26 protein-coding genes are annotated in these 21,351 nt (G+C 64.2%); 9 read left to right on the forward strand and 17 right to left on the reverse strand.

Features of this window, described 5'->3' with window-relative positions:
• Position 1 precedes the first annotated feature (1 nt).
• Positions 2-1,045 carry a tRNA (adenosine(37)-N6)-threonylcarbamoyltransferase complex transferase subunit TsaD gene (gene tsaD, locus J2X11_RS13035; RefSeq protein WP_309971739.1) on the reverse strand — a complete coding sequence of 348 codons (1,044 nt, stop codon included), beginning with the start codon at positions 1,043-1,045 and terminating at the stop codon, positions 2-4.
• A 24-nt stretch (positions 1,046-1,069) separates the two neighbouring features.
• Between tsaD and J2X11_RS13040 the strand changes: the two genes are divergently transcribed.
• Positions 1,070-1,558, forward strand: coding sequence for a mycothiol transferase (locus tag J2X11_RS13040; RefSeq protein WP_309971741.1), 489 nt, complete (start codon positions 1,070-1,072; stop codon positions 1,556-1,558).
• 20 nt (positions 1,559-1,578) lie between these two features.
• Entirely contained in the window at positions 1,579-2,079 is a 501-nt protein-coding gene (locus J2X11_RS13045) for a mycothiol transferase (protein WP_309971743.1), read from the forward strand.
• Here the strand turns inward: J2X11_RS13045 and J2X11_RS13050 are convergent.
• From J2X11_RS13050 to glmS, 10 genes are read right to left on the reverse strand one after another with little or no spacing between them, the layout of a single operon-like run.
• On the reverse strand, positions 2,076-2,846 hold the full coding sequence (locus J2X11_RS13050; protein ID WP_309971746.1) for a lysophospholipid acyltransferase family protein: 771 nt from the start codon (positions 2,844-2,846) through the stop codon (positions 2,076-2,078). The genes J2X11_RS13045 and J2X11_RS13050 overlap by 4 nt on opposite strands.
• A gap of 9 nt (positions 2,847-2,855) precedes the next feature.
• The gene (locus J2X11_RS13055) at positions 2,856-3,272 is read right to left on the reverse strand and encodes a DUF5709 domain-containing protein (protein WP_309971748.1); all 417 of its coding nucleotides are present in this window, start codon (positions 3,270-3,272) and stop codon (positions 2,856-2,858) included.
• A complete protein-coding gene (locus J2X11_RS13060; RefSeq protein ID WP_309971750.1) occupies positions 3,269-3,691 on the reverse strand; it encodes a GNAT family N-acetyltransferase in 423 nt (140 codons plus the stop codon). The genes J2X11_RS13055 and J2X11_RS13060 overlap by 4 nt, the downstream gene beginning before the upstream one ends.
• Positions 3,688-4,323: a tRNA (adenosine(37)-N6)-threonylcarbamoyltransferase complex dimerization subunit type 1 TsaB gene (gene tsaB, locus J2X11_RS13065; protein WP_309971753.1), complete on the reverse strand. Its 636-nt coding sequence runs from the start codon at positions 4,321-4,323 to the stop codon at positions 3,688-3,690. The genes J2X11_RS13060 and tsaB overlap by 4 nt, the downstream gene beginning before the upstream one ends.
• A 9-nt stretch (positions 4,324-4,332) precedes the next feature.
• Positions 4,333-5,295 carry a tRNA (adenosine(37)-N6)-threonylcarbamoyltransferase complex ATPase subunit type 1 TsaE gene (tsaE, locus tag J2X11_RS13070; RefSeq protein WP_309971754.1) on the reverse strand — a complete coding sequence of 321 codons (963 nt, stop codon included), beginning with the start codon at positions 5,293-5,295 and terminating at the stop codon, positions 4,333-4,335.
• Positions 5,292-6,269 carry an alpha/beta fold hydrolase gene (locus J2X11_RS13075; RefSeq protein ID WP_309971756.1) on the reverse strand — a complete coding sequence of 326 codons (978 nt, stop codon included), beginning with the start codon at positions 6,267-6,269 and terminating at the stop codon, positions 5,292-5,294. The genes tsaE and J2X11_RS13075 overlap by 4 nt, the downstream gene beginning before the upstream one ends.
• On the reverse strand, positions 6,266-7,369 hold the full coding sequence (gene alr / locus J2X11_RS13080; protein ID WP_309971758.1) for an alanine racemase: 1,104 nt from the start codon (positions 7,367-7,369) through the stop codon (positions 6,266-6,268). Before alr ends, J2X11_RS13075 begins: the two co-directional genes overlap by 4 nt.
• 1 nt (position 7,370) lies before the next feature.
• Complete coding sequence (locus J2X11_RS13085; protein WP_309971759.1) at positions 7,371-8,804, reverse strand: bifunctional ADP-dependent NAD(P)H-hydrate dehydratase/NAD(P)H-hydrate epimerase; 1,434 nt, start codon at positions 8,802-8,804, stop codon at positions 7,371-7,373.
• 9 nt (positions 8,805-8,813) lie between these two features.
• Positions 8,814-9,167, reverse strand: coding sequence for a holo-ACP synthase (locus J2X11_RS13090; RefSeq protein WP_309971760.1), 354 nt, complete (start codon positions 9,165-9,167; stop codon positions 8,814-8,816).
• Complete coding sequence (glmS, locus tag J2X11_RS13095) at positions 9,164-11,008, reverse strand: glutamine--fructose-6-phosphate transaminase (isomerizing) (protein ID WP_309971762.1); 1,845 nt, start codon at positions 11,006-11,008, stop codon at positions 9,164-9,166. Before glmS ends, J2X11_RS13090 begins: the two co-directional genes overlap by 4 nt.
• A 45-nt stretch (positions 11,009-11,053) precedes the next feature.
• Between glmS and coaA the strand changes: the two genes are divergently transcribed.
• Positions 11,054-11,995: a type I pantothenate kinase gene (coaA, locus tag J2X11_RS13100; RefSeq protein WP_309971763.1), complete on the forward strand. Its 942-nt coding sequence runs from the start codon at positions 11,054-11,056 to the stop codon at positions 11,993-11,995.
• Between the two features lie 3 nt (positions 11,996-11,998).
• Here the strand turns inward: coaA and J2X11_RS13105 are convergent, their stop codons facing one another.
• On the reverse strand, positions 11,999-12,667 hold the full coding sequence (locus J2X11_RS13105) for a hypothetical protein (protein WP_309971765.1): 669 nt from the start codon (positions 12,665-12,667) through the stop codon (positions 11,999-12,001).
• A gap of 82 nt (positions 12,668-12,749) precedes the next feature.
• Positions 12,750-13,718: a GNAT family N-acetyltransferase gene (locus J2X11_RS13110; protein WP_309971767.1), complete on the reverse strand. Its 969-nt coding sequence runs from the start codon at positions 13,716-13,718 to the stop codon at positions 12,750-12,752.
• A gap of 46 nt (positions 13,719-13,764) precedes the next feature.
• Between J2X11_RS13110 and J2X11_RS13115 the strand changes: the two genes are divergently transcribed.
• Positions 13,765-14,127 carry a VOC family protein gene (locus J2X11_RS13115; RefSeq protein WP_309971769.1) on the forward strand — a complete coding sequence of 121 codons (363 nt, stop codon included), beginning with the start codon at positions 13,765-13,767 and terminating at the stop codon, positions 14,125-14,127.
• Between the two features lie 61 nt (positions 14,128-14,188).
• On the opposite strand, the gene J2X11_RS13120 is transcribed toward J2X11_RS13115, so the two are convergent.
• The 4 genes from J2X11_RS13120 to rplM form a co-directional block, all read right to left on the reverse strand.
• Positions 14,189-14,881, reverse strand: a complete 693-nt coding sequence (locus tag J2X11_RS13120) for a hypothetical protein (RefSeq protein ID WP_309971771.1) — start codon at positions 14,879-14,881, stop codon at positions 14,189-14,191.
• Between the two features lie 74 nt (positions 14,882-14,955).
• Positions 14,956-16,299, reverse strand: coding sequence for a phosphoglucosamine mutase (glmM, locus tag J2X11_RS13125; protein ID WP_309971773.1), 1,344 nt, complete (start codon positions 16,297-16,299; stop codon positions 14,956-14,958).
• Positions 16,300-16,308: 9 nt separating this feature from the next.
• On the reverse strand, positions 16,309-16,821 hold the full coding sequence (rpsI, locus tag J2X11_RS13130; protein WP_309971775.1) for a 30S ribosomal protein S9: 513 nt from the start codon (positions 16,819-16,821) through the stop codon (positions 16,309-16,311).
• Positions 16,822-16,842: 21 nt separating this feature from the next.
• Entirely contained in the window at positions 16,843-17,286 is a 444-nt protein-coding gene (rplM, locus tag J2X11_RS13135; RefSeq protein WP_309971777.1) for a 50S ribosomal protein L13, read from the reverse strand.
• Between the two features lie 263 nt (positions 17,287-17,549).
• Here rplM and J2X11_RS13140 point away from each other — a divergent pair, with 263 nt between their 5' ends.
• Genes J2X11_RS13140 through J2X11_RS13160 form a run of 5 tightly spaced genes read left to right on the forward strand, consistent with a single transcriptional unit; the run spans position 17,550 to position 21,349 of the window.
• Positions 17,550-18,845 carry a citrate synthase gene (locus J2X11_RS13140; RefSeq protein WP_309971779.1) on the forward strand — a complete coding sequence of 432 codons (1,296 nt, stop codon included), beginning with the start codon at positions 17,550-17,552 and terminating at the stop codon, positions 18,843-18,845.
• Between the two features lie 35 nt (positions 18,846-18,880).
• On the forward strand, positions 18,881-19,444 hold the full coding sequence (locus J2X11_RS13145; protein WP_309971780.1) for a hypothetical protein: 564 nt from the start codon (positions 18,881-18,883) through the stop codon (positions 19,442-19,444).
• 20 nt (positions 19,445-19,464) lie between these two features.
• A complete protein-coding gene (gene truA / locus J2X11_RS13150) occupies positions 19,465-20,256 on the forward strand; it encodes a tRNA pseudouridine(38-40) synthase TruA (RefSeq protein ID WP_309971781.1) in 792 nt (263 codons plus the stop codon).
• Positions 20,253-20,582, forward strand: coding sequence for an MmcQ/YjbR family DNA-binding protein (locus tag J2X11_RS13155; protein ID WP_309971783.1), 330 nt, complete (start codon positions 20,253-20,255; stop codon positions 20,580-20,582). The genes truA and J2X11_RS13155 overlap by 4 nt, the downstream gene beginning before the upstream one ends.
• Positions 20,579-21,349: an endo alpha-1,4 polygalactosaminidase gene (locus J2X11_RS13160; RefSeq protein WP_309971785.1), complete on the forward strand. Its 771-nt coding sequence runs from the start codon at positions 20,579-20,581 to the stop codon at positions 21,347-21,349. Before J2X11_RS13155 ends, J2X11_RS13160 begins: the two co-directional genes overlap by 4 nt.
• Positions 21,350-21,351: the final 2 nt, after the last annotated feature.

Here is a 21,351-nt window from a genome sequence, read left to right on the forward strand (position 1 = left end):
ACTAGGCGGCCAGTACCTGCGTCACAGGCATGCTGGAGTCGACGGGCAGATCCAGCGATGAAGGCGGCAGTCCCCTGCGTACGACCTCGGCTCCGAGCGCAGCCACCATCGCGCCGTTGTCGGTGCACAGACCGAGCCGCGGCACCCGAACGGTGATGCCGGCCTTGGCCGCACGCTCCTCGGCAAAGTGGCGCAGCCGCGCGTTGGCGGCGACACCTCCGCCGATGATCAGGGTGTCGACGTCGTGGTCCTTGCAGGCCGCGATGGTCTTCTTGGTCAGCACATCGCAGACCGAGTCCTGGAACGCGGCCGCGACATCGGCCACGTTGAACGTACGACCCATGCGCTCCTCGTGTTGAACGAGTCGAGCGACTGCACTCTTGAGCCCGGAGAACGAGAAGTCGTACTTGTACTTCTCGGCGTCGCGACCGGTGAGTGCGCGCGGGAAGTCGTACGCAGTGCCGTCACCATCGCGGGCAACCCGATCGATGTGGGGTCCGCCGGGATAGGGCAGCCCGAGCAGGCGGGCAACCTTGTCGAAGGCCTCCCCCGCTGCGTCGTCGATCGTCTGGCCAAGCAGCGTGATGTCCGTGGCGATGTCGTCGACAAGCAGGATCTCGGTGTGTCCGCCGCTGACGAGCATCGCGGCCATACGTCCATCGAAGCGACCATGTTCCAGCTGGTCCACGGCCACGTGAGCGGCGAGATGGTTGACGCCGTAGAGCGGCTTGTCGTGCGCCAACGCGAGTGCCTTGGCGGCAGCGACGCCGACCAGCAGAGCGCCGGTCAGTCCCGGGCCGCTGGTCACTGCGATCGCGTCAACGTCCTGGATGCGTACGCCCGACTCGGCGTACGCCTGCTCGAGCGTCGGAACCATGGCTTCGAGGTGAGCACGGCTGGCCACCTCGGGCACGATGCCGCCGAAACGTACGTGCTCCTCCATGCTCGATGAGAGCGCATGCGCGAGCAGCTCGGTGCCACGGACAATGCCGACACCAGTCTCGTCACACGACGACTCAATCCCGAGTACAAGAGGTTCGCTCACCGAGTCATTGTGTCAGGGTGAAGGGTGACTCCAACCGATACACCGGAATCGTTCGACGAGCGCAGCATCCTCCTGCAGATGCTCCGCTATTCGCAGGAGACTGCAGTTGGGAAGGTGCGCGGGCTCAGCCAGGAGCTCGCCCGTACGGCACCGCTGCCGACGTCGCCCAAGATGTCTCCGGCCAACATCCTCAACCACCTGCGCTGGGTCGAGTGGTCATGGATCCACGAGGATCTGTACGGCAAGACGCGCACGCAAGAGCCAGCGACTGGCTCGTCCTTCGGTGAGGGCTCCGTACTGCCACTAGAAGATGTGATCCGGCTCTACGAGGAGCAGGCTGCCGCGACGCTTGAGGTCTTTGCTGAGGTCGATTTGGACATGCTCATGCAGGGCACGCTCAGCGACCACCCGCTGACCGCCCGATGGATCCTGCAGCACCTGATCGAGGAGACCGCTCGCCACAACGGACACCTCGACATCCTGCGCGAGATGGCCGACGGCTCAGTCGGCTAGTCCTGTGTCAGGGTGAGTCCATGGTCCGTACTGACACTCCTCCTGCCGGCGACGAACGCTCCGTGATGATGCAGATGTTGGAGTACGTCCAACAGACCGCGCTGTTCAAGGTTCGAGGTCTGTCCGAAGAACTCGCCCGTACGGCTCCGATCTCGACATCGCCGCTGACCAACCCGGCATCGCTGCTCAATCACCTGCGGTGGAACGAGCATTACTGGGTAGAGGTCGTCATCCTCGGCGGCGAGGACCGCGCGCCCTGGAGCGAGGAGCACCCCGACGGCGAGCTCGAAGCAGGGCTTGAGGTCCCGCTGCAGGAAGTCATCGACGGCTACTCAGAGCAGGTCCAGCTGACTCGTACGTTGCTCGCAGATCTCGACTTCGACACCGAAGCCGACAAGGTGCTCAAGGACTTCCATCCCAACGTGCGTTGGGTCGTCCTGCACCTCATCGAGGAAACGGCCCGCCACAACGGACATCTCGACTTGCTCCGTGAGATGGCCGACGGTTCCGTCGGGGACTAGGCCTTTTTGCCCTCGGCCTTGGCGGCGCGGCGCGCGGCCCGAGCAATGAGTTCTTCCTCGTCCAGCTTCTTGGCCTGCTCGGGGGTCGGAGCCGTACCGCCGTGGCGAGCCGGCGCCCACCACTGTCCCTCGGGGCTGATCGGGTACTCCGCGATTGCCTTGTCGAGCAGCGCACTCATGGCCTGACGCAACTTCTCGGTCTCGGCGACGGGATCCTCACCGGTCACCTCAATCGGGGTGCCGACATGCAGGCCGATCGTCTTGCCGCGGCCCTTGAGGTCGGACTCGTGGTCCTTGGTCTTGAGCAGCTGAGTGCCCCACGTGACCATCGGAATCAGCGGAACGCCAGCCTCGGCAGCCATACGTACGGCGCCGGTTTTGAGCTCCTTGATCTCGAAGGAGCGACTGATCGTGGCCTCGGGGAAGATGCCGACGATCTCGCCGTTGCGCGCGTACTCAACAGCCTGGTCGTACGACTCCACACCGTGCTCACGGTCGACCGAGATGTGGTGCAGCGATCGCATGATCGGCCCGGAGATCTTGTTGTCGAACGCATCCTTCTTGGCCATGAACCGCACCAGCCGCTTGTTGGGGTGCGCTGCGAAACCGTCAAACACGAAGTCGACATAGCCGATGTGGTTGGCGGCCAGGATCGCGCCACCTTCACGCGGGATGTTCTCGGTGCCTGACATCTGGAACTTCATGCCGAGGACCTTGAACAGCGTCTTGGCGGTGAAAATGACCGGCGGGTACGTGATGTCGCGCATCCGGAGAGCCTAGTCGCCGTCCTCGATCACGTGTACGGCCGCTTCCTCGGCACTGGCTCCTGCACCATCAATCCCGACATCCTCACCGAAGAGCTCCGAGTCGATGTCCTCACCGAGACCCTCGTCCGGGGAGACGAGGCGGCCAGCCCGCGCTGAACCAACCTCTCCGTCGTCGAGGTCCTCACCATCCACCTCTGCGTACGGGTCGATGTCGGGCTCTTCTTGCGCGATGCGCTGATCCAGGTTCTCGCCCTGCAGCGCCTCTTCGGCCGTCGTGCCGAATCCCTCGCCAGCCGACCACTTCTCGGCGGGCGAATAGCCCTCATCGAGAATGTCGTCGACCCCGCGATCGACCAACGTGTCCTCTGGCTGGAGCTGGTCCAGGTTGTCGGACTCGTCGGGCAACCCATCAGGCGTCTGCGTCATGGCTCCAGAGTGCCACGCAATTCCATGATGAGTGCGTCGATCCCGCCCGGGTAGTAACCCTTGCGGGTGCTGATCGTCGAGAAGCCGAACGACTCGTACAGTCCGATCGCTGCTTCATTGTCGGCAGCGACCTCGAGCAGCATGCGTTCGGCGCTCGACTCGGCGACGAGCACGTCCAGCAGCTCGCGAGCTAGTCCACCTCGGCGGACTGAGGGGACCACGGCGATGCGATCAAGATCGGCCACGTCGCCCAGGACAGAGACAACGCCGTACGCGACGTCGTCGTGGATCAGCGCGATCCGATGATCGGCAGCCAGGTGTTCGCGTACGAGTTGTTCGCTCCAGGCCGCAGCACCGAAGCACTCGGCTTCGATCGAGACGATCACCGCGACATCAGCCTCGGTCGCGGGCCGAATCATGCGCGGTTGTTGACGATCGCTGGCACGGCATCTGGGCGGCGCAGGTAGAGCGGCTCCAGCGGCAGCTCGATGACCCGGCCAGCAACCACGGCTGATGCGAGTGCAGATGCGCGCGGGTCCTGGGCCTCGCCTGCCGGTCGAAGCACGTCGGCGTACAGGTCTCCCCCACGCCCGTACGTGAGCAAGTCCGGATGTTGGTTCGCCAGATCAGCCGGGAACGAGACGTGCGGTCCATCGAGCCGTGCGCCGTCAGCACCGTAGCGAGCCCAGTAGACCTCTTTGCGCCGAGCATCTGTGGCCACGAGAAATTCCGTGTCAGCGTGGACGTCGGCGGCAACAATGTCGAGCGAGCAGACACCATGCTGAACGAGACCGAGAGTCGAGCCGAGAGTCAGCGCAGTGACAACGCCTACGCGCAGGCCGGTGAACGGCCCGGGGCCAACGCCGACCGCGACATCGGTGAGATCAGCCATCGCCGCACCAGCCTGCTCCATTGCATCGCGGATCGCCGGGGCCAGCAGCTCACCGTGTGCCATCGCTCCATGGCCAGTCGCTTCGCCGACGACGGTCGAGCCATCGTGGACCGCGACCGTGATGGCCGGAGTCGCAGTATCAAACGCAAGGAGAAGCACGAGTCGACCCTATTCCCCGAGCAGCGTGGATCGGAGCGGTACGCCGACCCAACGCGGGCCGTGGGGCTTGACCGTGACAACGCGCGTTTCGTCTCCGTCGGTGTCGACCGAAGTGCCGAGAGGATCGCCGGGGCGTGCCCCGCGCACCTCAATCCGTACGTGGAGCCAGCTGTCGCTGAGCTGCTCAGCGAGACCGTCGCCCCATTCGACGACCGTGACCGCGTCGTCGGTGGTTGCGTCCAGATCGATGTCATCAATCTCTGCAGCGTCGCCCAACCGATACGCGTCGACGTGCACCAACGGTGGACCGCCGACCAGCGACGGGTGCGTACGCGCAATGACGAATGTCGGCGAGGTCACGGGACCGCGAACGCCGAGGCCATCGCCCAATCCCTGCGTGAACGTGGTCTTGCCAGCTCCGAGGTCGCCCGAGAGCACCAGCAGATCGCCTGCGTGCAGCAGCGTCGAAAGGCGACCGGCAAAGGCCTTCATGTCATCGGCGGTCGGAATCTCACGCGACAGCCACAGCGTCTTGCCGAACTCGATCGTCGATCCGTCCTGCGCATGTGGGTGATAGAAACGACGCGTCCAGAACTGCACGGTCTCCGGCAGCTCTTCGCGTACGTGGAGCCAGATGCCGTCCTTGCCGCGTTCCTCGGCCGTGTCTTCTGCGACACCGACCATCGCTGAGGCCACACCGCGATCCTGCAGGTCAGGGTCAACTGCGACGCGGCGTAGACCGAGCAGACCCGGACGCGACTCGTCGAACAGCAACGCGCCCATGGGCAGTCCGCGGCGCTCGACCAGCAGACCACCTGGGCCCGCAAGTACGGCCGCTACTGACTCCTCCGTCTCGTCCATTGCGGTCGAGGGCGGATCAAGCGCCGGTCGTGAACCGAACGACCGGTGAATGATGTCCACGACCTGCTTGGCGTGCTCAGGTCCGGCTTCGATGACATTGAGGGCGGTCATCGCAGCTCCTCCACAAGACTCTCGATTGCCTCGGACACCTGCTGGTTCGCTTCGAACGGGAGCATATGGCCGCCGTCCTCGATCGCTACCAGTCGCGCTCCCGGGATGTGGTTCGCCAGCCTGCGGCTGTGCTTGAGCGGGGTCAACAGATCATGGGAGCCACCGATGACGATCGTCGACGCCTTGCCGACCGTCTTGAGTGTGTGCTCAAGGTCGAGGTCGATGAACAGCGGCGAGAAGTCCATCAGCACATGCGTCGGTGCCTGCAGGATCATTTCGTTCGTCATGTCGACGTGGCGTTCGAGGGCGTTCGGGCCGAGTCCCCAACGCCGGATGATCGAGTAGCTGTTGAACGCGCGACCCCAGTCGAGGACTGGGGATGCGACGCGCACGAGCGGCAACAGCCTGCGCAACGCCGGGCTGCCACGCGCCAGCCTGCCGCTGCTGGTCGCAATCAACGCAACACCCTTCACCCGCTTGCCGAAGAGTTCGGGCTTCGCGGCAGCGAGCTCCATGATCGCCATACCCCCGAGCGAATGACCGACGAGGATGATCGGGCCCCTCGGGACCAGTTCGGAGAGCACAGTGTTGAGGTCATCGGCCAGCTGATCGATCGACGAGTTGTCGACATGCGAGCGGCCCGACAAGCCATGGGAACGCTGGTCGAGGAAGACCATGCGCACCTTGTCGCGCAGCGCGAGCCGTTGGTAGTGCCATACATCGAGCGTCTCGACCCAACCATGGATGAATACGACTGTTGGCGTCTTGCGAGGACCTTCGTCGACCTCAGCATGAATCTTGACGCCGTCGCTCGCTGTCACAGTCAGCTTGGCGCTATGGACCGAGCCGAACTCGACCTCTTCGCCACGGCGGAGCTGCCGCTTGTGCCGCTGACGACCATTGAGCAGCGTGGCAGCCACACCAGCGGCAACGAAGGCCCCAGCGGTCGTGGCGACGCGCGTTGACTTGTTCATCGTTCACCCCGGAAGGTGCGCTCGATACGTCCGCCAAGGCGAGTGACCACTTCGTACGCGATCGTTCCGGCTGCGATCGCCCAGTCATCAGCCGTCGGTCCGCCAGGCCCGAACACTGTCACGACGTCGCCACGCTGGGCGCTCGCGTCGCCGAGGTCGACGACGAACTGATCCATGCAGATAGTTCCGGTGACAGGTGCGCGCTGATCTCCATACGCGACCTGGCCCTTGTTGGACGCGGTGCGCAGGATGCCCTCGGCATAGCCAATCGGCACGAGCCCGAGCGTTGTCTCTCGTTCGGCAGTCCAGGTGTGCCCGTACGAGACGCTGGTCCCAGCCGGCACGCGCTTCACGGCTGCGAGCTCTGCCTGCAGCGTCATCACGGGCAACAGCGTGGCGTCATGAACGAGACTGCGGTCAGGATTGATGCCGTACGACGCGATGCCCACCCGTACGAGGTCAAGGTGAGCCGAGGGCCGAGTCAGAGTGGCCGCGGAGTTGCTGAGGTGGCGCAGTGCAGGCGTGACTCCGGCAGCAGCGAGCTCGGCGACGGCTTCCGTGAACACGCGCTCCTGCTCGTCGTTGGCGGGGTGCGCTGGCTCATCCGCGCAGGCGAAGTGCGACCAGACGCCCGTGATCTCAGCGGTGCCGGCCGACTGAGCGGCCGCCGCAGCGGCGACGAGCGCAGTCCATTGATCTCCGTATGCGCCGTTCCGCGACAAGCCGGTATCGACCTTGAGCTGCACCTTGGGTCGCGCTCCTGCAGCGATGATCTCGGCAAGCTGCTCTGCCGATGAGGCAGTGACTTCAACGCCTGCGGCAGTTGCTGATGCGAAGTCGGCGCCGGGGCTTGCCAGCCAGCACAGCACGTCGCCGGTGTCGCCATCCGCACGTAGAGCGAGCGCCTCGACGATTGTGGCGACTCCAAGCCAGGCGGCACCAGCCTCACGAGCGGCCCGGGCACACTGCGGCATCCCGTGGCCATACGCATCGGCCTTCACGACCGCCATCAGCGCGGAGTTGGGCGCGTACGCCGCTAGGGTCGCGATATTAGCGCGGTACGCGTCGAGATCGACAATGGCTTCGGCCTGAGGAGGCACGTCAGTCCCTCCAGTCGCGTACGTCGTCGAGCGTTCCGGCGATGAAGTCGGCGATCGTGACCGGCAATGCCGCGGCCACGTCCGAAGCGGTCACTGGACCACCCGGATTGGCGTGCACACTGGCGGCACCGTGGAGGAACGCTGCAAACGAGCCAGCATCGTGCGGATCTGCTCCGGCAGCCAGCAGGGAGCCAGCGAGCCCGGCGAGCACATCGCCAGCGCCGGCGGTGCCGAGCCACAACGATCCCGTCAGGTTGACACGAGTCGCGCGACCCGGAGTCGCCACCAAGGTTCTGGGTCCCTTGAGCAGGACAGTCGCATTCCAGCGCTCGGCTGCCCTGGTGACGTGACTGAGAGGATCGGCCTCAACGTTCTCTCGATCCGTGTCGAGCAATCTCGCCAGCTCACCAGCGTGCGGAGTGAGGAGCGCGGGCACGTCGAACGACCCGGGCAGGTACTCGAGCTCGAGTGCCGCGGCATCGAGCACTACCGGCACGCCGTCGGCAAGCGCTGCCGTGATCAGTGCTCCGACGTCGTCGCCACCGCCTGGGCCGACTACCCAAGCCTGCACACGTCCCGGAGCTGCGACAACCTCAGGCGCACGGTCGACAACACGAGCCGACAGCGCTTGAGAGCCAGCGAAGCGCACCATCCCCGCCATCCCGGCCTGTGCGCCCGCGACACAGAGGTGAGCCGCACCGGCGTACTCCTCCGAACCGGCAGCGATTCCGACAACACCGCGCGAGTACTTGTGGCTCGCGGGATCATCCAGCCAGGCAAAGCACTCGGCCATCAGGTCCCCGTCGTCGCCCTCAAGGGCCTCCAAGGAAGGCTCGGAGAGGTGCGGACCGAGTCCTATGTCGACAAGCTCGGGAAAGCCGGAGGCTGACTCGGCAGGAGTCGCGAGGAGCGCGTTCTTGTACGTGCCGAACGCAATGGTCGAGTCGGCTGTCACGTACATGGAGGACAGCGTCGCGGTGTCGACACCGATTCCAGAAGGTACGTCAACCGCCACCGTGTAGGGGTCGTTCTCGGCGATCCACTCGGCCCATTCCGCTGCCTTGCCGCTGAGGCCGGGTCGGGCCCCGATGCCAAAGATTGCGTCGAGGCACCAGCGCTGGCCGCTCGGCTCCTCGACGATCTGCGCGCCACCAGCCTGCGCTGCGGCGAGTCCATCAGCGTGCACCTTGGTCTCGTCGAGCAGGCACAGGTCGACGCGTACTCCCCGATCGAGCAGGTGCACGGCGGCATACAGCGCGTCGCCCCCGTTGTTGCCCGGTCCGATCAGCATCACGACGACCTCGCCCGCGGGGATGAAGTCGACGCGCTCGGCGAGACCCTTCGACGCCCGACGCATGAGTTCGCCCTCGGGCAGCGTCGCTGCGAGGGCCTCTTCGGCCGCGCGAATGTCAGCGACGAGGTGCGCCGTGAGCATGGTGCAGCCTCAGCGCTCTGTCACGACGAACGCCGTCGCGATGCTGGTGTCGTGCGAGATCGACAGGTGAATCGTCTCGATGCCCAGTGAGGCGAGGCGCTCGGGTGCGGCCCCATGAAGTTTGAATGTTGGCGCGCCATGGGAGTCGTTGACGATTTCGAAGTCCTGCCAGGAGAGTCCAGCCGGGGCACCCATCGCCTTGGCGAGCGCCTCCTTGGCGGCGAATCGGCCCGCCAGGGATTCGAGCGGCAGGTCCCGCTCGGCGTCGGTGAACAAACGTGTGCGCATCGTCGGCGTACGTTCGAGGGTCTCCTTGAAACGTGCAAGGTCGACGACATCGACTCCGATACCCAAGATGCTCATTCGACTGTGACTGACTTCGCGAGGTTGCGGGGCTGGTCGATGTCGTGACCGAGCTGGTTGGCGAACTCGCACGCGAAGATCTGCAGCGGCACCGTCGCCACGAGCGGCTGCAACAGAGTTGGAACCTTGGGCAACCGGATCAGGTGATCGGCGTACGGCACCACGTCTTCGTCGCCGTCCTCAGCCAGCACGATCGTACGAGCGCCACGGGCGCGGATCTCTTGGATGCTGCTGACCGTCTTCTCCTGCAATTGGTCGCGACCCTTGGGCGGCACCACCACGAATACGGGAAGGCCTTCTTCGACCAGGGCGATCGGACCGTGCTTGAGCTCGCCAGCGGCAAAGCCCTCAGCGTGGATGTATGCGAGCTCCTTGAGCTTGAGTGCGCCCTCGAGTGCGACTGGGTAACCGACATGGCGACCCAGGAATAGGATCGACCGCGATCCGGCGAGCTCGGTGGCGAGCTTGCGCACTTGGTCGCCTTCATCGAGCATCCGCTGGATCCCTGCAGGCAGTTTCTGGATCTCGGCCAGGATGGACGCGATCTCGTCGCCGTACTTGGTGCCCTTGACCTGCGCTACGTACAGCGCCAGCAAGTAACACGCGACGATCTGCGACAAGAAGCCCTTCGTCGAAGCGACGGCGATCTCCGGTCCGGCGTGCGTGTAGAGCACCGCGTCAGACTCACGCGGAATCGTCGAGCCGTTGGTGTTGCAGATCGAGAGGACTCGGGCGCGCTGCTGGCGGGCGTACCGAATCGCCATGATCGTGTCCATGGTTTCGCCGGACTGGCTGATCGTGACGACCAGCGTGCTCTTGTCGAGAATCGGGTCGCGGTAGCGGAACTCCGAAGCAAGCTCCACCTCGCACGGGATGCGGGTCCAGTGCTCGATGGCGTACTTGGCGACCATCGCGGCATAGAACGACGTGCCACACGCAATGACGATGATCTTGTCGACCTCGCGCAGCTCGTCGTCGGACAGGCGCATCTCGTCGAGCTGGAGACGACCGTCCACGGAGTGGCGACCCAGGAGGGTGTCGGCGACAGCTCGCGGCTGCTCGTCGATCTCCTTGAGCATGAACCAGTCGAATCCACCCTTTTCGGCAGCCGAGACGTCCCAGTCGACGTGGTAGTCCTTCGTCTCCGCGGGATTGCCGTTGAAGTCCGTGACGACGATGTCGTTGGGCGTGATCGTGACGACCTGGTCCTGGCCGAGCTCGATCGCCTCGCGGGTGTACTCGATGAAGGCCGCGACATCTGAGCCCAGGAAGTTCTCGCCTTCGCCGCGGCCGACGACCAGCGGCGAGTTGCGGCGCGCTCCGACGACGACGTCGGGGTGGCGGGCATCGCAGAAGACCAGCGTGAAGGCACCCTCGAGGCGGCGGCACACGGCGCGTACGGCGTCCGACAGGTCGTCGGTCGACTTGAGCGCTTCCTGCAGCAGGTGGGCAACGATCTCAGTGTCCGTCTCGGACACCATCTCGTAGCCGAGGCCTTCGAGCTCGGTGCGGAGCTTGGCGAAGTTCTCGATGATGCCGTTGTGCACGACGGCGACCTGGCCGGTCTGGTCAAGGTGCGGGTGTGCATTGCGATCGTTGGGCGCGCCATGCGTGGCCCACCGCGTGTGGCCAATGCCAGTGTTCGCCTGCGGCAGCGGATGCGCGGCCAGCTCGGCGTCCAGATTGGTGAGCTTGCCGGCCTTCTTGGCCGACACGATCTTGCCGTCCAGCACGAGCGCGATGCCTGCAGAGTCGTATCCGCGGTACTCCATACGCCTCAAACCGCCGATGACGACGTCTTCAGCAGAGCGCTCTCCGACGTACCCGACAATTCCGCACATAGGGTCAACGATACCGGCGAGGGACCATGCGGGGAGAATGGCGGCATGACGCGCGACCAGTCTCCGTATGTCGAGCTTGAGCGCTCTGCGTGGGCTGAGCTCGCCGGAGACGCCCCGCAGCCTCTCAACCCTGACGAAATCGAGCGCGTCCGTGGTCTTGGCGACGAGCTGGACCTCGAGGAAGTTCGTCAGGTCTACCTCCCGTTGACGCAGCTGATCAGCCTGCGCGTACGCGCCGCGGCGGGCCTGTACCGGGCCACTGACAAGTTCCTCGGCCGCCCGCAGCCGAAGCGCACACCATTCGTGATCGGCATCGGCGGATCCGTCGCGGTCGGCAAGTCGACCACCGCGCGCCTGATCCAGGAGCTGCTGGCGAAAGCGCCCGGGCATCCTCATGTCGAGCTCGTCACGACCGACGGCTACCTGTTCCCGAACGCCGAGCTCGAGCGTCGAGGCATCCTCGAGCGCAAGGGCTTCCCTGAGTCGTACGACCGCAAGGCACTCCTGCGATTCATCGTCGACGTGAAGTCAGGCGTGGAGGTCGTGACGGCCCCGGTCTACTCGCACCTGACGTACGACCGCACCGACGAGGTCGTCACCCTTAAGGAACCCGACATCGTCATCGTCGAAGGCCTCAACGTTCTCGCGCCGGCCCGTGCTCGTGGCGACGGCTCCCCCGGGCTCGCAATCGCCGACTTCTTCGACTTCTCGATCTACGTCGACGCTTCGAGCAAGGACATCCGGCGCTGGTACGTCGAACGGTTCCTCACGCTACGCAAGACGGCGTTCGCCAATCCGGAGTCCTATTTCCACCGCTACAGCGCGCTGACGGACGACGAGGCAGTCACCCGCGCCAGCGAGCTGTGGGACACGATCAACTGGCCCAACCTCCGCGAGAACATCCAGACGACCCGCGGCCGCGCGTCGTTGGTGCTGCGGAAGGGACCCGACCATCAGGTCAGCTGGGTCCGCCTCCGCAAGCTCTGACCGTCAGTCCAAGCAGTCGATGATTGAGAACTGGAGATCCGAGGTCGACTTGCCCGCTGCTCCTTCGTAGGCGAACGCTGTTGCCGTGACGTGATACGTCCCGACACCCTGCAACGGCGTATACGTGAATGTCACGCGGCCATTGGCGTCTTCCTTCCTAAAGAATGTCCCGTCTGGAGTCGCGAAGCTCACATCGCGACCCTGTCTGCCCGGCGAGAAGTCGACGAAAACCGTCAGCGGACCGGTGTCGTAGTCACACACAAAGTTGGGAGTCAGCGCCGCGTACTCGACCTTCTGCGAAGCCAGGACGACGTGCTTGGAGTAGCCGACGATCTTGGCGTACGCATGGCCCCCGACTGTCGTGCTGGGTGCGTAGTAGCGGTAGTAGCGGCTCCTGGACGAGTGAGTGACCATCTCGAAGGTTCCGTATGTGCTTGACGTTGTCGACAGCGTCGTCGTCCATGAGCCGGAGTTCTTGTTGCGATACTGCAGCTTGACTTGCCGGGCCACCGGGGTTGTCAGCGTGCCGTACGCAGAGAAGTCCTCGTTCTTCATCGGCTTCGGGTGATAGATCTGCAAAGTCTTGGAGCCGGCAGCATTGGCGGGCTCGACCACGATGGCAATCGCAGTGAAGGCGAAGAGTGCAAGGAGCAACAGACGGATGGCGCGCACGATGGGCCTCTCATTCGGTGCCCCGACCGTACTCCTGTCAGCGACGCTGCGCGGACCGTTCAGCAAATCAGCTTGGTCATCCTCAGATCGTGCGTATGTACTCAGCGAGCCAGGCAACCTGGCGGAAGCCCATAGTCTCGTTGACGGCAATCATGTGTTGGTTACTGGCGGCGTTGTAGGTATGAATGCGGCGCCGCCCATCGAGCAGATCTGCGGCCTCGTGCATTGTGAACACCTTCAGCGCCAGACCAAGCCCGTGGCCGCGGTGTGATGACAGTACGAGCGTGTCCCATTGATAGACCTCGACGCTGTCCCTCGGGAAGATCAGCTGGGTGTGGCCGACGACTGATCCGTCACCTGCGATCGCGACGCTGACTTGCGGCACCCGACCCGACTTCTCCCACTTGGCTTCTTCCGAACGTACGCGGGCAGCATCCCAGTGCTCGTTCTCAAGCCCCGCGTCACCGCTCGGGGCCTCCTGCACCATCAGTCGGCGTACATCGGCGTAGCCGTCGATCAGCTCGTCAGGGCACGCACCGCGCCAGCTACGGATCTCGTAGGCGGAGTCGATCACCAACGCCGGGAGCTTCGCCGGCAGGAGCAGCTCGCGATGGGCGTCCATGATCTCGAGGGTGAATCCGGCCTGCTCTGCGAACTGCTTGGCCGGCGCCTCCTGATCATCGACACCCCACGCACCTTCGCAGAGCAGTGTCGATCGACCGGCGCCGGCGCAGGCATCCGCCAGTGCCTCGACCAGCACCGAACCGTGCCCGTGCCGCCGCTGCTCAGGCACGACGAAGACCTCGCCATACGCGAAGGTCAGGTTGTCCTTGAGCGGCAATTCAGCCCACGCACCTCCGACGACAACACCTTCGCTGTCGCGAGCCAAAACGGCGACCGTTGAGTTGTAGTCGTCCGGAACCATGTCGATCGCCAGCTCGACGGCCGTGTAGGGCTGGTCGAACTCACGATTGAACGATCGCCGGTACGCGTCGTAGAACTCACTGAAGACCGCCGACTCGGCTGGATCGATCCGCACCACGGTGGTCATCCGACGAGTCTATGAAGTGTCGGACACAAGGAGCAGCATGGGCGTCATGAGCACACCTCAACATCACCGCATCAACTACATCGAGCTCGCAGCGACCGACATCCCGCGCGCCAAACAGTTCTACGCGGATGCCTTTGGCTGGGCTTTCAACGACTACGGGCCCGACTACGCCGGGATCCAGGGCGCCAGCGCGACCGATCCCGAGATCGGCGGTCTCAACCCGCAGGGCACGCCGAGCCGCGACGGCGCTCTCATCCTGCTGTTCTCGGACGACCTCGACGCGTCAGTCGAGGCCGTCCAAGCTGCCGGCGGCGAGGTCGTCAACGGCCCGTACGAGTTCCCGGGCGGCCGCCGATTCCACTTCACCGATCCGAGCGGCAATGAGCTCGGAGTCTGGTCAGAGGCTTAGCTACCCGGGCCCGACTGCTCCACGGACCACATGTTCCGGGGAGCGCTCCTTCGACTACCGATCAGAAGTCAAAGCACACGCCCTGGCTGTAGCTGACCGGGCCAGAGAACTTGGCGGACGCCCCCGCCAATGGCTGGGCCTTGGCCTGCAAGTTGTATTCAGAGATGATCGACGTGCCTGGGTTAAACGTGATCGCAACACTTCCCCTGCGATCTTGTGGGCCGAACTTGGGACCCGTGTGCGTCTCGACCACGACTTGACGGCCCGGGCGCGCCGGGTAGAACTGGGCATACAACGTCACGTTGTGAATATCGTCCGTGCACTGTTGCGAGGGCGTGAGACCGAAGTACGTCGCCTTCTGCGACACAACAGTGACCTTCTTGGCATAGCCGACAATCTTGGCGCCGCTCTCTCCACCACTTCCAGTCGTGCTGGGCGCGTAGTAGCGGTAGTACCGAGTCTTGCTCGTCGTCACCAAGGTGAACTCAAACCCGTCGCCATCCGCGGCCTCGGTCACCGTACGGATGGTCTTCCAGGTGTCGCCGCTCTTGTATTGCAGGCGGACAAGTCGCTCGAAGTGCGTCTTGACGTTTCCGGCGAGCGTGAATTCTTCGTTCGCCATGACCTTCGCGTGGAACTGCGCGGTCAGGTATTTGGAGCTGTCGGCGGCGCCTGCGCCACCTGTCGTGGAGCCCACGACGACGAATCCGCTGATCGCCAGGATGGCGACCCCGAGCAAGCGCAAAGCACGCATGATTTCTCCTCAAATTGGATTGAGTCGAAAATACGGCTGATCGGCGATCAATATGCTCAAACCGGAGAGATTGTTCAGAGCGCGAGGTTGGTGCGAACTACCTCGGCGAGGTGCTCGGCTACTGCCGTCGCTTCCTCATGCGTCGCGGCTTCGACCATCACGCGTACGAGTGGCTCGGTGCCTGACTGACGCAGCAGCACTCGGCCAGTGTCTCCGAGCTTCGCTGAGGCAATCGCAACCTCGCCGCGGAGCACCGGGTCGGTGTCGGCCCGCGCCTTGTCGACATCCGGAACGTTGACGAGCACCTGCGGGAGGCGCTTCATGACTGACGCCATCGAGGCCAGCGACTCACCGGTCATGACCATGCGCGCGGCAACGTTCACAGCCGCGAGCACACCGTCGCCGGTCGTGGCGTGGTCGCTCATGATGACGTGACCCGACTGTTCGCCGCCAAGGTTGTAACCGCCACTGCGCATCGCCTCAAGAACGTAGCGGTCACCGACCGACGTCTGAATCACGGTGATCTCGGCGGCGGTCAGTGCCTGAACGAATCCGAGGTTGCTCATCACCGTCGCCACGACGGTGTTGTCCGTCAGCGTTCCGGCATCACGGGCAGCGAGCGCCAGGATCGCCAGGATCTGGTCGCCATCGACCAATTCACCCTTCGCGTCCACGGCGAGGCACCGATCGGCATCGCCATCGAAGGCGAATCCGGCGTCGGCGCCGTACTCGACGACAGCTCGCTGCAGGTCCTCGATATGTGTCGAGCCGCAATTGAGGTTGATGTTGAGTCCGTCGGGCTCGGCGTGGATCGCGATGACCTTCGCGCCGAGCTCCTCGAACACCTTGGGTCCAGTTTCGTAGGCAGCGCCGTTGGCGCAGTCGAGCACGATGGTGAGCCCGTCGAGGCGTCCAGGAGCAGATGCGACGAGGTGCTTGATGTAGGCACCGACACCTGCATGGCTGTCGCCAATGCGCCCGACCCCTGCACCGATCGGGCGATCCCAGGGCTCTTGGAGGCGCTGCTCGATCAGTTTCTCGAGGTCGTCGTCGAGTTTGAGGCCGCCGCGGGACAGGAACTTGATGCCGTTGTCCGGCATCGCGTTGTGGCTCGCGGAGATCATGACGCCCATGTCGGCTTCGAGGAACGCCGTCAGGTACGCCGCACCGGGCGTCGGCACGACGCCGAGGCGGTGAACATCAACACCGGCAGACGCAAGACCCGCGACCACCGCAGCCTCCAGGAATTCTCCTGAGGCGCGGGGATCGCGGGCTACGACTGCTGTGGGGCGAGTGTCGGCAAATGCGCCAACCTCACCGAGAATGTGGGCCGCCGCGACCGCAAGGTCTACGGCGAGCTCGGCGGTCAGATCACGATTCGCGACTCCGCGAACGCCATCCGTGCCAAAGATGCCCACAAGTCTGGCTCAGCGCTTGCTGTACTGCGGAGCCTTACGTGCCTTCTTGAGACCAGCCTTCTTGCGCTCCTTGATGCGCGAGTCGCGCGTCAGGAGTCCGGCCTTCTTGAGCAGCGGGCGGTTGACCTCTTCGTCGATCGCGTTGAGCGAACGAGCAACGCCGAGACGCAGTGCGCCGGCCTGGCCAGTCATGCCACCACCGGTGACACGAGCGATGACGTCGAAGCGGTCCTGGAGACCAGTCTCGGCGAAGGCTTCCTTGGCAATCTGCTGGTGCAACTTGTTGGGAAGGTACTCCTCGAGCGGCTTGCCGTTGACGGTCCACACGCCGGTGCCGGGGACGATGCGCACGCGCGCAACAGCCTCCTTGCGGCGACCAGTGGCAGCACCCGGAGCGATCGTCGCGGGCTTGTCGGGGGTGACCGACGAGCCAGCGGTCTCGGAGGTGTAAGCGACACCGTCTTCGTTGGGCACGAAGTCTTCGGTCTCGTTCTCGGTCACTTCTGCGGTGGTTTCAGTCACGATGCGCCTTGAGTCTCTTCTTTACTGGGAGATCTGCGTGATCTCGAACGGCTGGGGCTTCTGGGCGCTGTGCGGGTGCTCGGGGCCGCTGTAGACCTTGAGCTTCGTGATCAGCTGATCACCCAGACGGTTCTTGGGGAGCATGCCGCGGACCGACTTCTCGATCGCCTTGCGGGCATCCTTCTCGAGCAGGTCACCGTAAGCGATGGACTTGAGTCCACCCGGGTAACCGCTGTGACGGTAGGCGAGCTTGTCGGTGCGCTTGTTGCCCGACAGTGCCACCTTCTCGGCGTTGATGATGATGACGAAGTCGCCACCGTCAACGTGAGGGGCGAAGGTCGGCTTGTGCTTGCCGCGGAGCAGCGTCGCAGCCTGAACGGCGAGACGACCCAGGACGATGTCCTCGGCGTCGATGACGTGCCACTGACGGGTGATGTCAGACGGCTTGGGGCTGAACGTGCGCACGGCGTGACCTTCTCGTTCTTGGATTGAGTCTTGATTCGATATTGCTTGAATGAGTTCTGCGGCGGTCGATCCCACGGCATCAGCCAGTGGAGACACAACACCCAAGGTTAACTGCCGAGGCGTACTTGGGTCAAAACGGGGCTGTCCGCATGACCCCACAGACAGCGGATCTCAATGACCGCACTAAGTTTAGAGGTGCTGCACTACCCCGCGGCGCCGCCCATCTTGGGGCAAACAGAGCCACACGTCACAGGAGACCCATCGTGACCGACAACCAGACCCTGACCGTACGCGACAACCGCACGGGCGAGGAGTACGAGCTCCCGATCGTCGACGGCACCGTACGCGCAGCCGATTTCGGCAAGATCGGGAAGGGCGAAGACACGCCCGGCCTCGCGGTCTATGACCCCGGCTTCCTCAACACCGCCTCGACCCGTAGCGCCGTGACGTTCATCGACGGCGACAAGGGCATCCTCGAGTACCGCGGCTACCCCATCGAGCAGCTTGCTGAGAACTCGACGTTCCTCGAAGTTGCCTACCTGCTGATCCACGGCGAGCTGCCCACACAGGAGCAGCACGAGAAGTGGGTGCACGAGATCACGTTCCACACGTTCGTGCACGAGAACCTCAAGTCGCAGCTGCAGGGCTTCCGTTACGACGCGCACCCCATGGGCATGCTGCTGTCGAGCGTCGGCGCGCTGTCGACGTTCTACCCCGAGGCACGCAACATCCACGACCCCAAGGTCCGCCACGACCAGGTCGTACGCCTGATCGCCAAGATGCCGACTCTCGGCGCTTGGTCGTTCCGTCACGCGCAGGGCAAGCCGTACGTCTACCCCGACAACGACCTCTCCTACACGGAGAACTTCCTGTCGATGCTCTTCAAGATGAGCGAGCAGAAGTACAACCCGGACCCGCGCCTGGCCAAGGCCCTCGAAGTGCTGTTCATCCTGCACGCCGACCACGAGCAGAACTGCTCGACCAACGCCGTACGCGCGGTCGGCTCCTCGCAGGTCGATCCCTACTCGGCCGTCAGCTCTGGTGTTGCCGCGCTCTACGGACCGCTGCACGGTGGCGCCAACGAAGCCGTACTCAAGATGCTCAAGCGCATCGGGACGCCCGACAAGATCCCCGCGTTCATCGAGGGCGTCAAGAAGGGTGACGAGAAGCTCATGGGCTTCGGTCACCGCGTCTACAAGAATTTCGACCCCCGCGCCACGATCATCAAGAAGGCCGTCGATGACGTCTTCGAGGTCACCGGCGTCAACCCGCTGCTGGAGATTGCGCAGGAGTTGGAGCGCATCGCGCTCGAGGACGAGTACTTCATCAGCCGCAAGCTCTACCCGAACGTCGACTTCTACTCCGGCCTGATCTACGAGGCGCTGAAGTTCCCGCCTGAGATGTTCACCGTGCTGTTCGCCATCCCTCGTACGGCCGGCTGGCTCGCCCAGTGGCTCGAGTTGGTGGACGACAAGGAGCAGAAGATCGCTCGCCCGAAGCAGATCTACACGGGCGATCGTCAGCTGGAGTTCGTTCCGGCCGCGAAGCGCTGGAGCTAGTCCCGAATTCTCGCTGATTGCGGCAGAGTGTCCGCATGAGTATCGGCGAGACACGTTCGGGAGCGTCGCTGTGGCGACTCCCGGCGCTGAACATAAGCGTCATCGTCATGAGTGTGGCGCTGACCTGGACGTACCTCGGTATGCGGGCGGTCATGGACGTCGGCGGCTCGTGCGCTGAGGGCGGGCCTTACGTCAGCGCCCAACCCTGCCCCGATGGCTCGGGACTCCTGGTGCTCGGCATCCCGGTTGCGCTGATCGCGATGTTCGCCGGTTCAATCTTCGCCGTCATGCTCAAGGCGCCGACGCTCCTGTTCCCGTTCTGGGTGGGCCTGTTCGGCTCGCTGGGCTGGAACTTCTTCGACTACGGCCTCAACAGCGAGGGCGGAGAAGTCATCTCCTGGATCGTGTGCGGCGTCGTGTTCTGGCTGATGGCGGCGCCCGCGCTGTGGCTCATGACCAAGTTTGACTACAGCAAGGACTCGTACGACGGCGTGGGCAAGGCACAAGGCGCGGGGCGCAACACATGGCTGGCGATCTATGCCGCGCTCGGCATCGTGGGAGCGGCCCTGGGCGTGTGGTCCTTCAACTCGTGGACGTGACCGCCCGATAGCGTGGTCCCATGCGTCTGCGGCTTGATCTCTCGTACGACGGCGCCAACTTCAAGGGCTGGGGCGTCCAACCCGGCCTACGCACGGTCCAGGGCACGATCGAGACCGCGATGGCGACGATCCTGCGTCTGCCCAAGAATCCGTCGCTGACCTGTGCTGGACGCACCGACGCCGGAGTTCATGCTCGCGGTCAGGTGGCTCATGTCGACCTCGACAAGGTCGATCCGATCTCACTTGAGCGACGCCTGAGAAGCCTGCTCCCTGAAGACATCAGCCTGAAGGCGCTGACCGTGGCCGCAGACGGGTTCGACGCCCGGTTCGCGGCTCTCGAGCGGCGCTACATCTACCGCCTCACCGACTCCCCCACCGGCCCAGATCCGCTCGAGCGGGGCACAGTCGTGCGATGGCAACGCCATCTCGACGTGGACGCGATGAACTCCGCCGCGACGCACCTGCTCGGGCATCACGACTTCGCAGCGTTCTGCAGGAAGCGCAAGGGCGCAACCACGATCCGTACGCTGCTCGACCTTCACACCGTCCGCAACGGCTCGATGCTCGAGACAACGGTGCGGGCGGACGCGTTCTGCCACTCGATGGTGCGGTCGCTGATGGGCGTGCTTGTCGCGGTCGGTGAAGGTCGCTTCGAGCCGACCTGGGCTGGCGAAGTGCTCGCCCACGCTGAGCGCAATGCTCGGGTGACGGTCCTCCCGCCACACGGACTGGTGCTCGAAGAGGTCATCTACCCCGATGCGGCTGGCCTGGCCGTCAGGGCCGAAGAGGCTCGTAGGCGGCGTGACGAATGAAGTGGGAAGAGGTCGTCGCAATTGCGACCGAGCTGCCTGAGGTCGGGGAGTCGACGTCGTACGGCACACCGGCCCTCAAAGTCGCCGGCAAGCTCATGGGGCGCCTGCGTACGGACTCCGATGGATCATTCGCGCTGAAGACCTCTGACAAGGAGGCACTGGTCGCCAATGACGACCCGGCGTACTTCACGACTCCGCACTACGACGGCTACAACTACATCTTGATCAACCTCGAGCTCGCGGACGCTGACGAAATGGCCGAGCTCATCGATGACGCATGGCATATCGCGGCCCCCGCCAAGGTCAGAGCCCAGCGGAACGCATGAATACCTTCCTGGCCGCCGTCGCCGCACTCATCTCGATCGCGCTGGGACTCACCGATGTCGCCTTACCGCCGACCGCCGGCGTCGCTGACTATCAGCTCGGAGGCGCGTATCCGCCCGCCGACAACGTCGAAATCGTGACTCGTGACCGGACCGAACAGCCTGAGGCCGGTCGCTACAACATTTGCTACGTCAACGCCTTCCAGACTCAGCCAGGCGAACTCTCCTTCTGGAAGTCCAAGCACCCCTCACTCCTGCTTCGACACAAGGGCAAGTTGGTGATCGACGCCAACTGGCCTGACGAGGTATTGCTCGACATCCGCACCGCTGCCAAGCGTCGAGCGGCCGCCGATGTCATGGGCACATGGTTCGACGGATGCGCCAAGGACGGGTTCAATGCCATCGAACCGGACAACCTCGATTCGTGGACCCGCTCCAAAGGTCTGATCAAGCAGTCCGAAGCACTCGCATTCGCCAAGCAACTCGTGGCTCGCGCCCACGGGAGTGGGCTCGCGATTGCCCAGAAGAACGCCGCCGAGTGGTCCAGCAAGAAGATCGGCTTCGACTTCGCCGTGGCAGAGGAGTGCCAGGTGTACGACGAGTGCGGGGTCTACACCAAGGCGTACGGCGGTCACGTCATAGAGATCGAGTACGCCAACAAGCCGTTCAAGACGTCCTGCGCTGCGCGCGCCGGCAAGATCTCGATCATCCGCCGCGACCTCGATGTCGTACCGCGCGACGACCCCTCGTACATCTATCGGACGTGCTGAAA

The sequence above is a fragment of the Aeromicrobium panaciterrae genome, assembly GCF_031457275.1.
In the GTDB taxonomy this organism is placed as follows: domain Bacteria; phylum Actinomycetota; class Actinomycetes; order Propionibacteriales; family Nocardioidaceae; genus Aeromicrobium; species Aeromicrobium panaciterrae_A.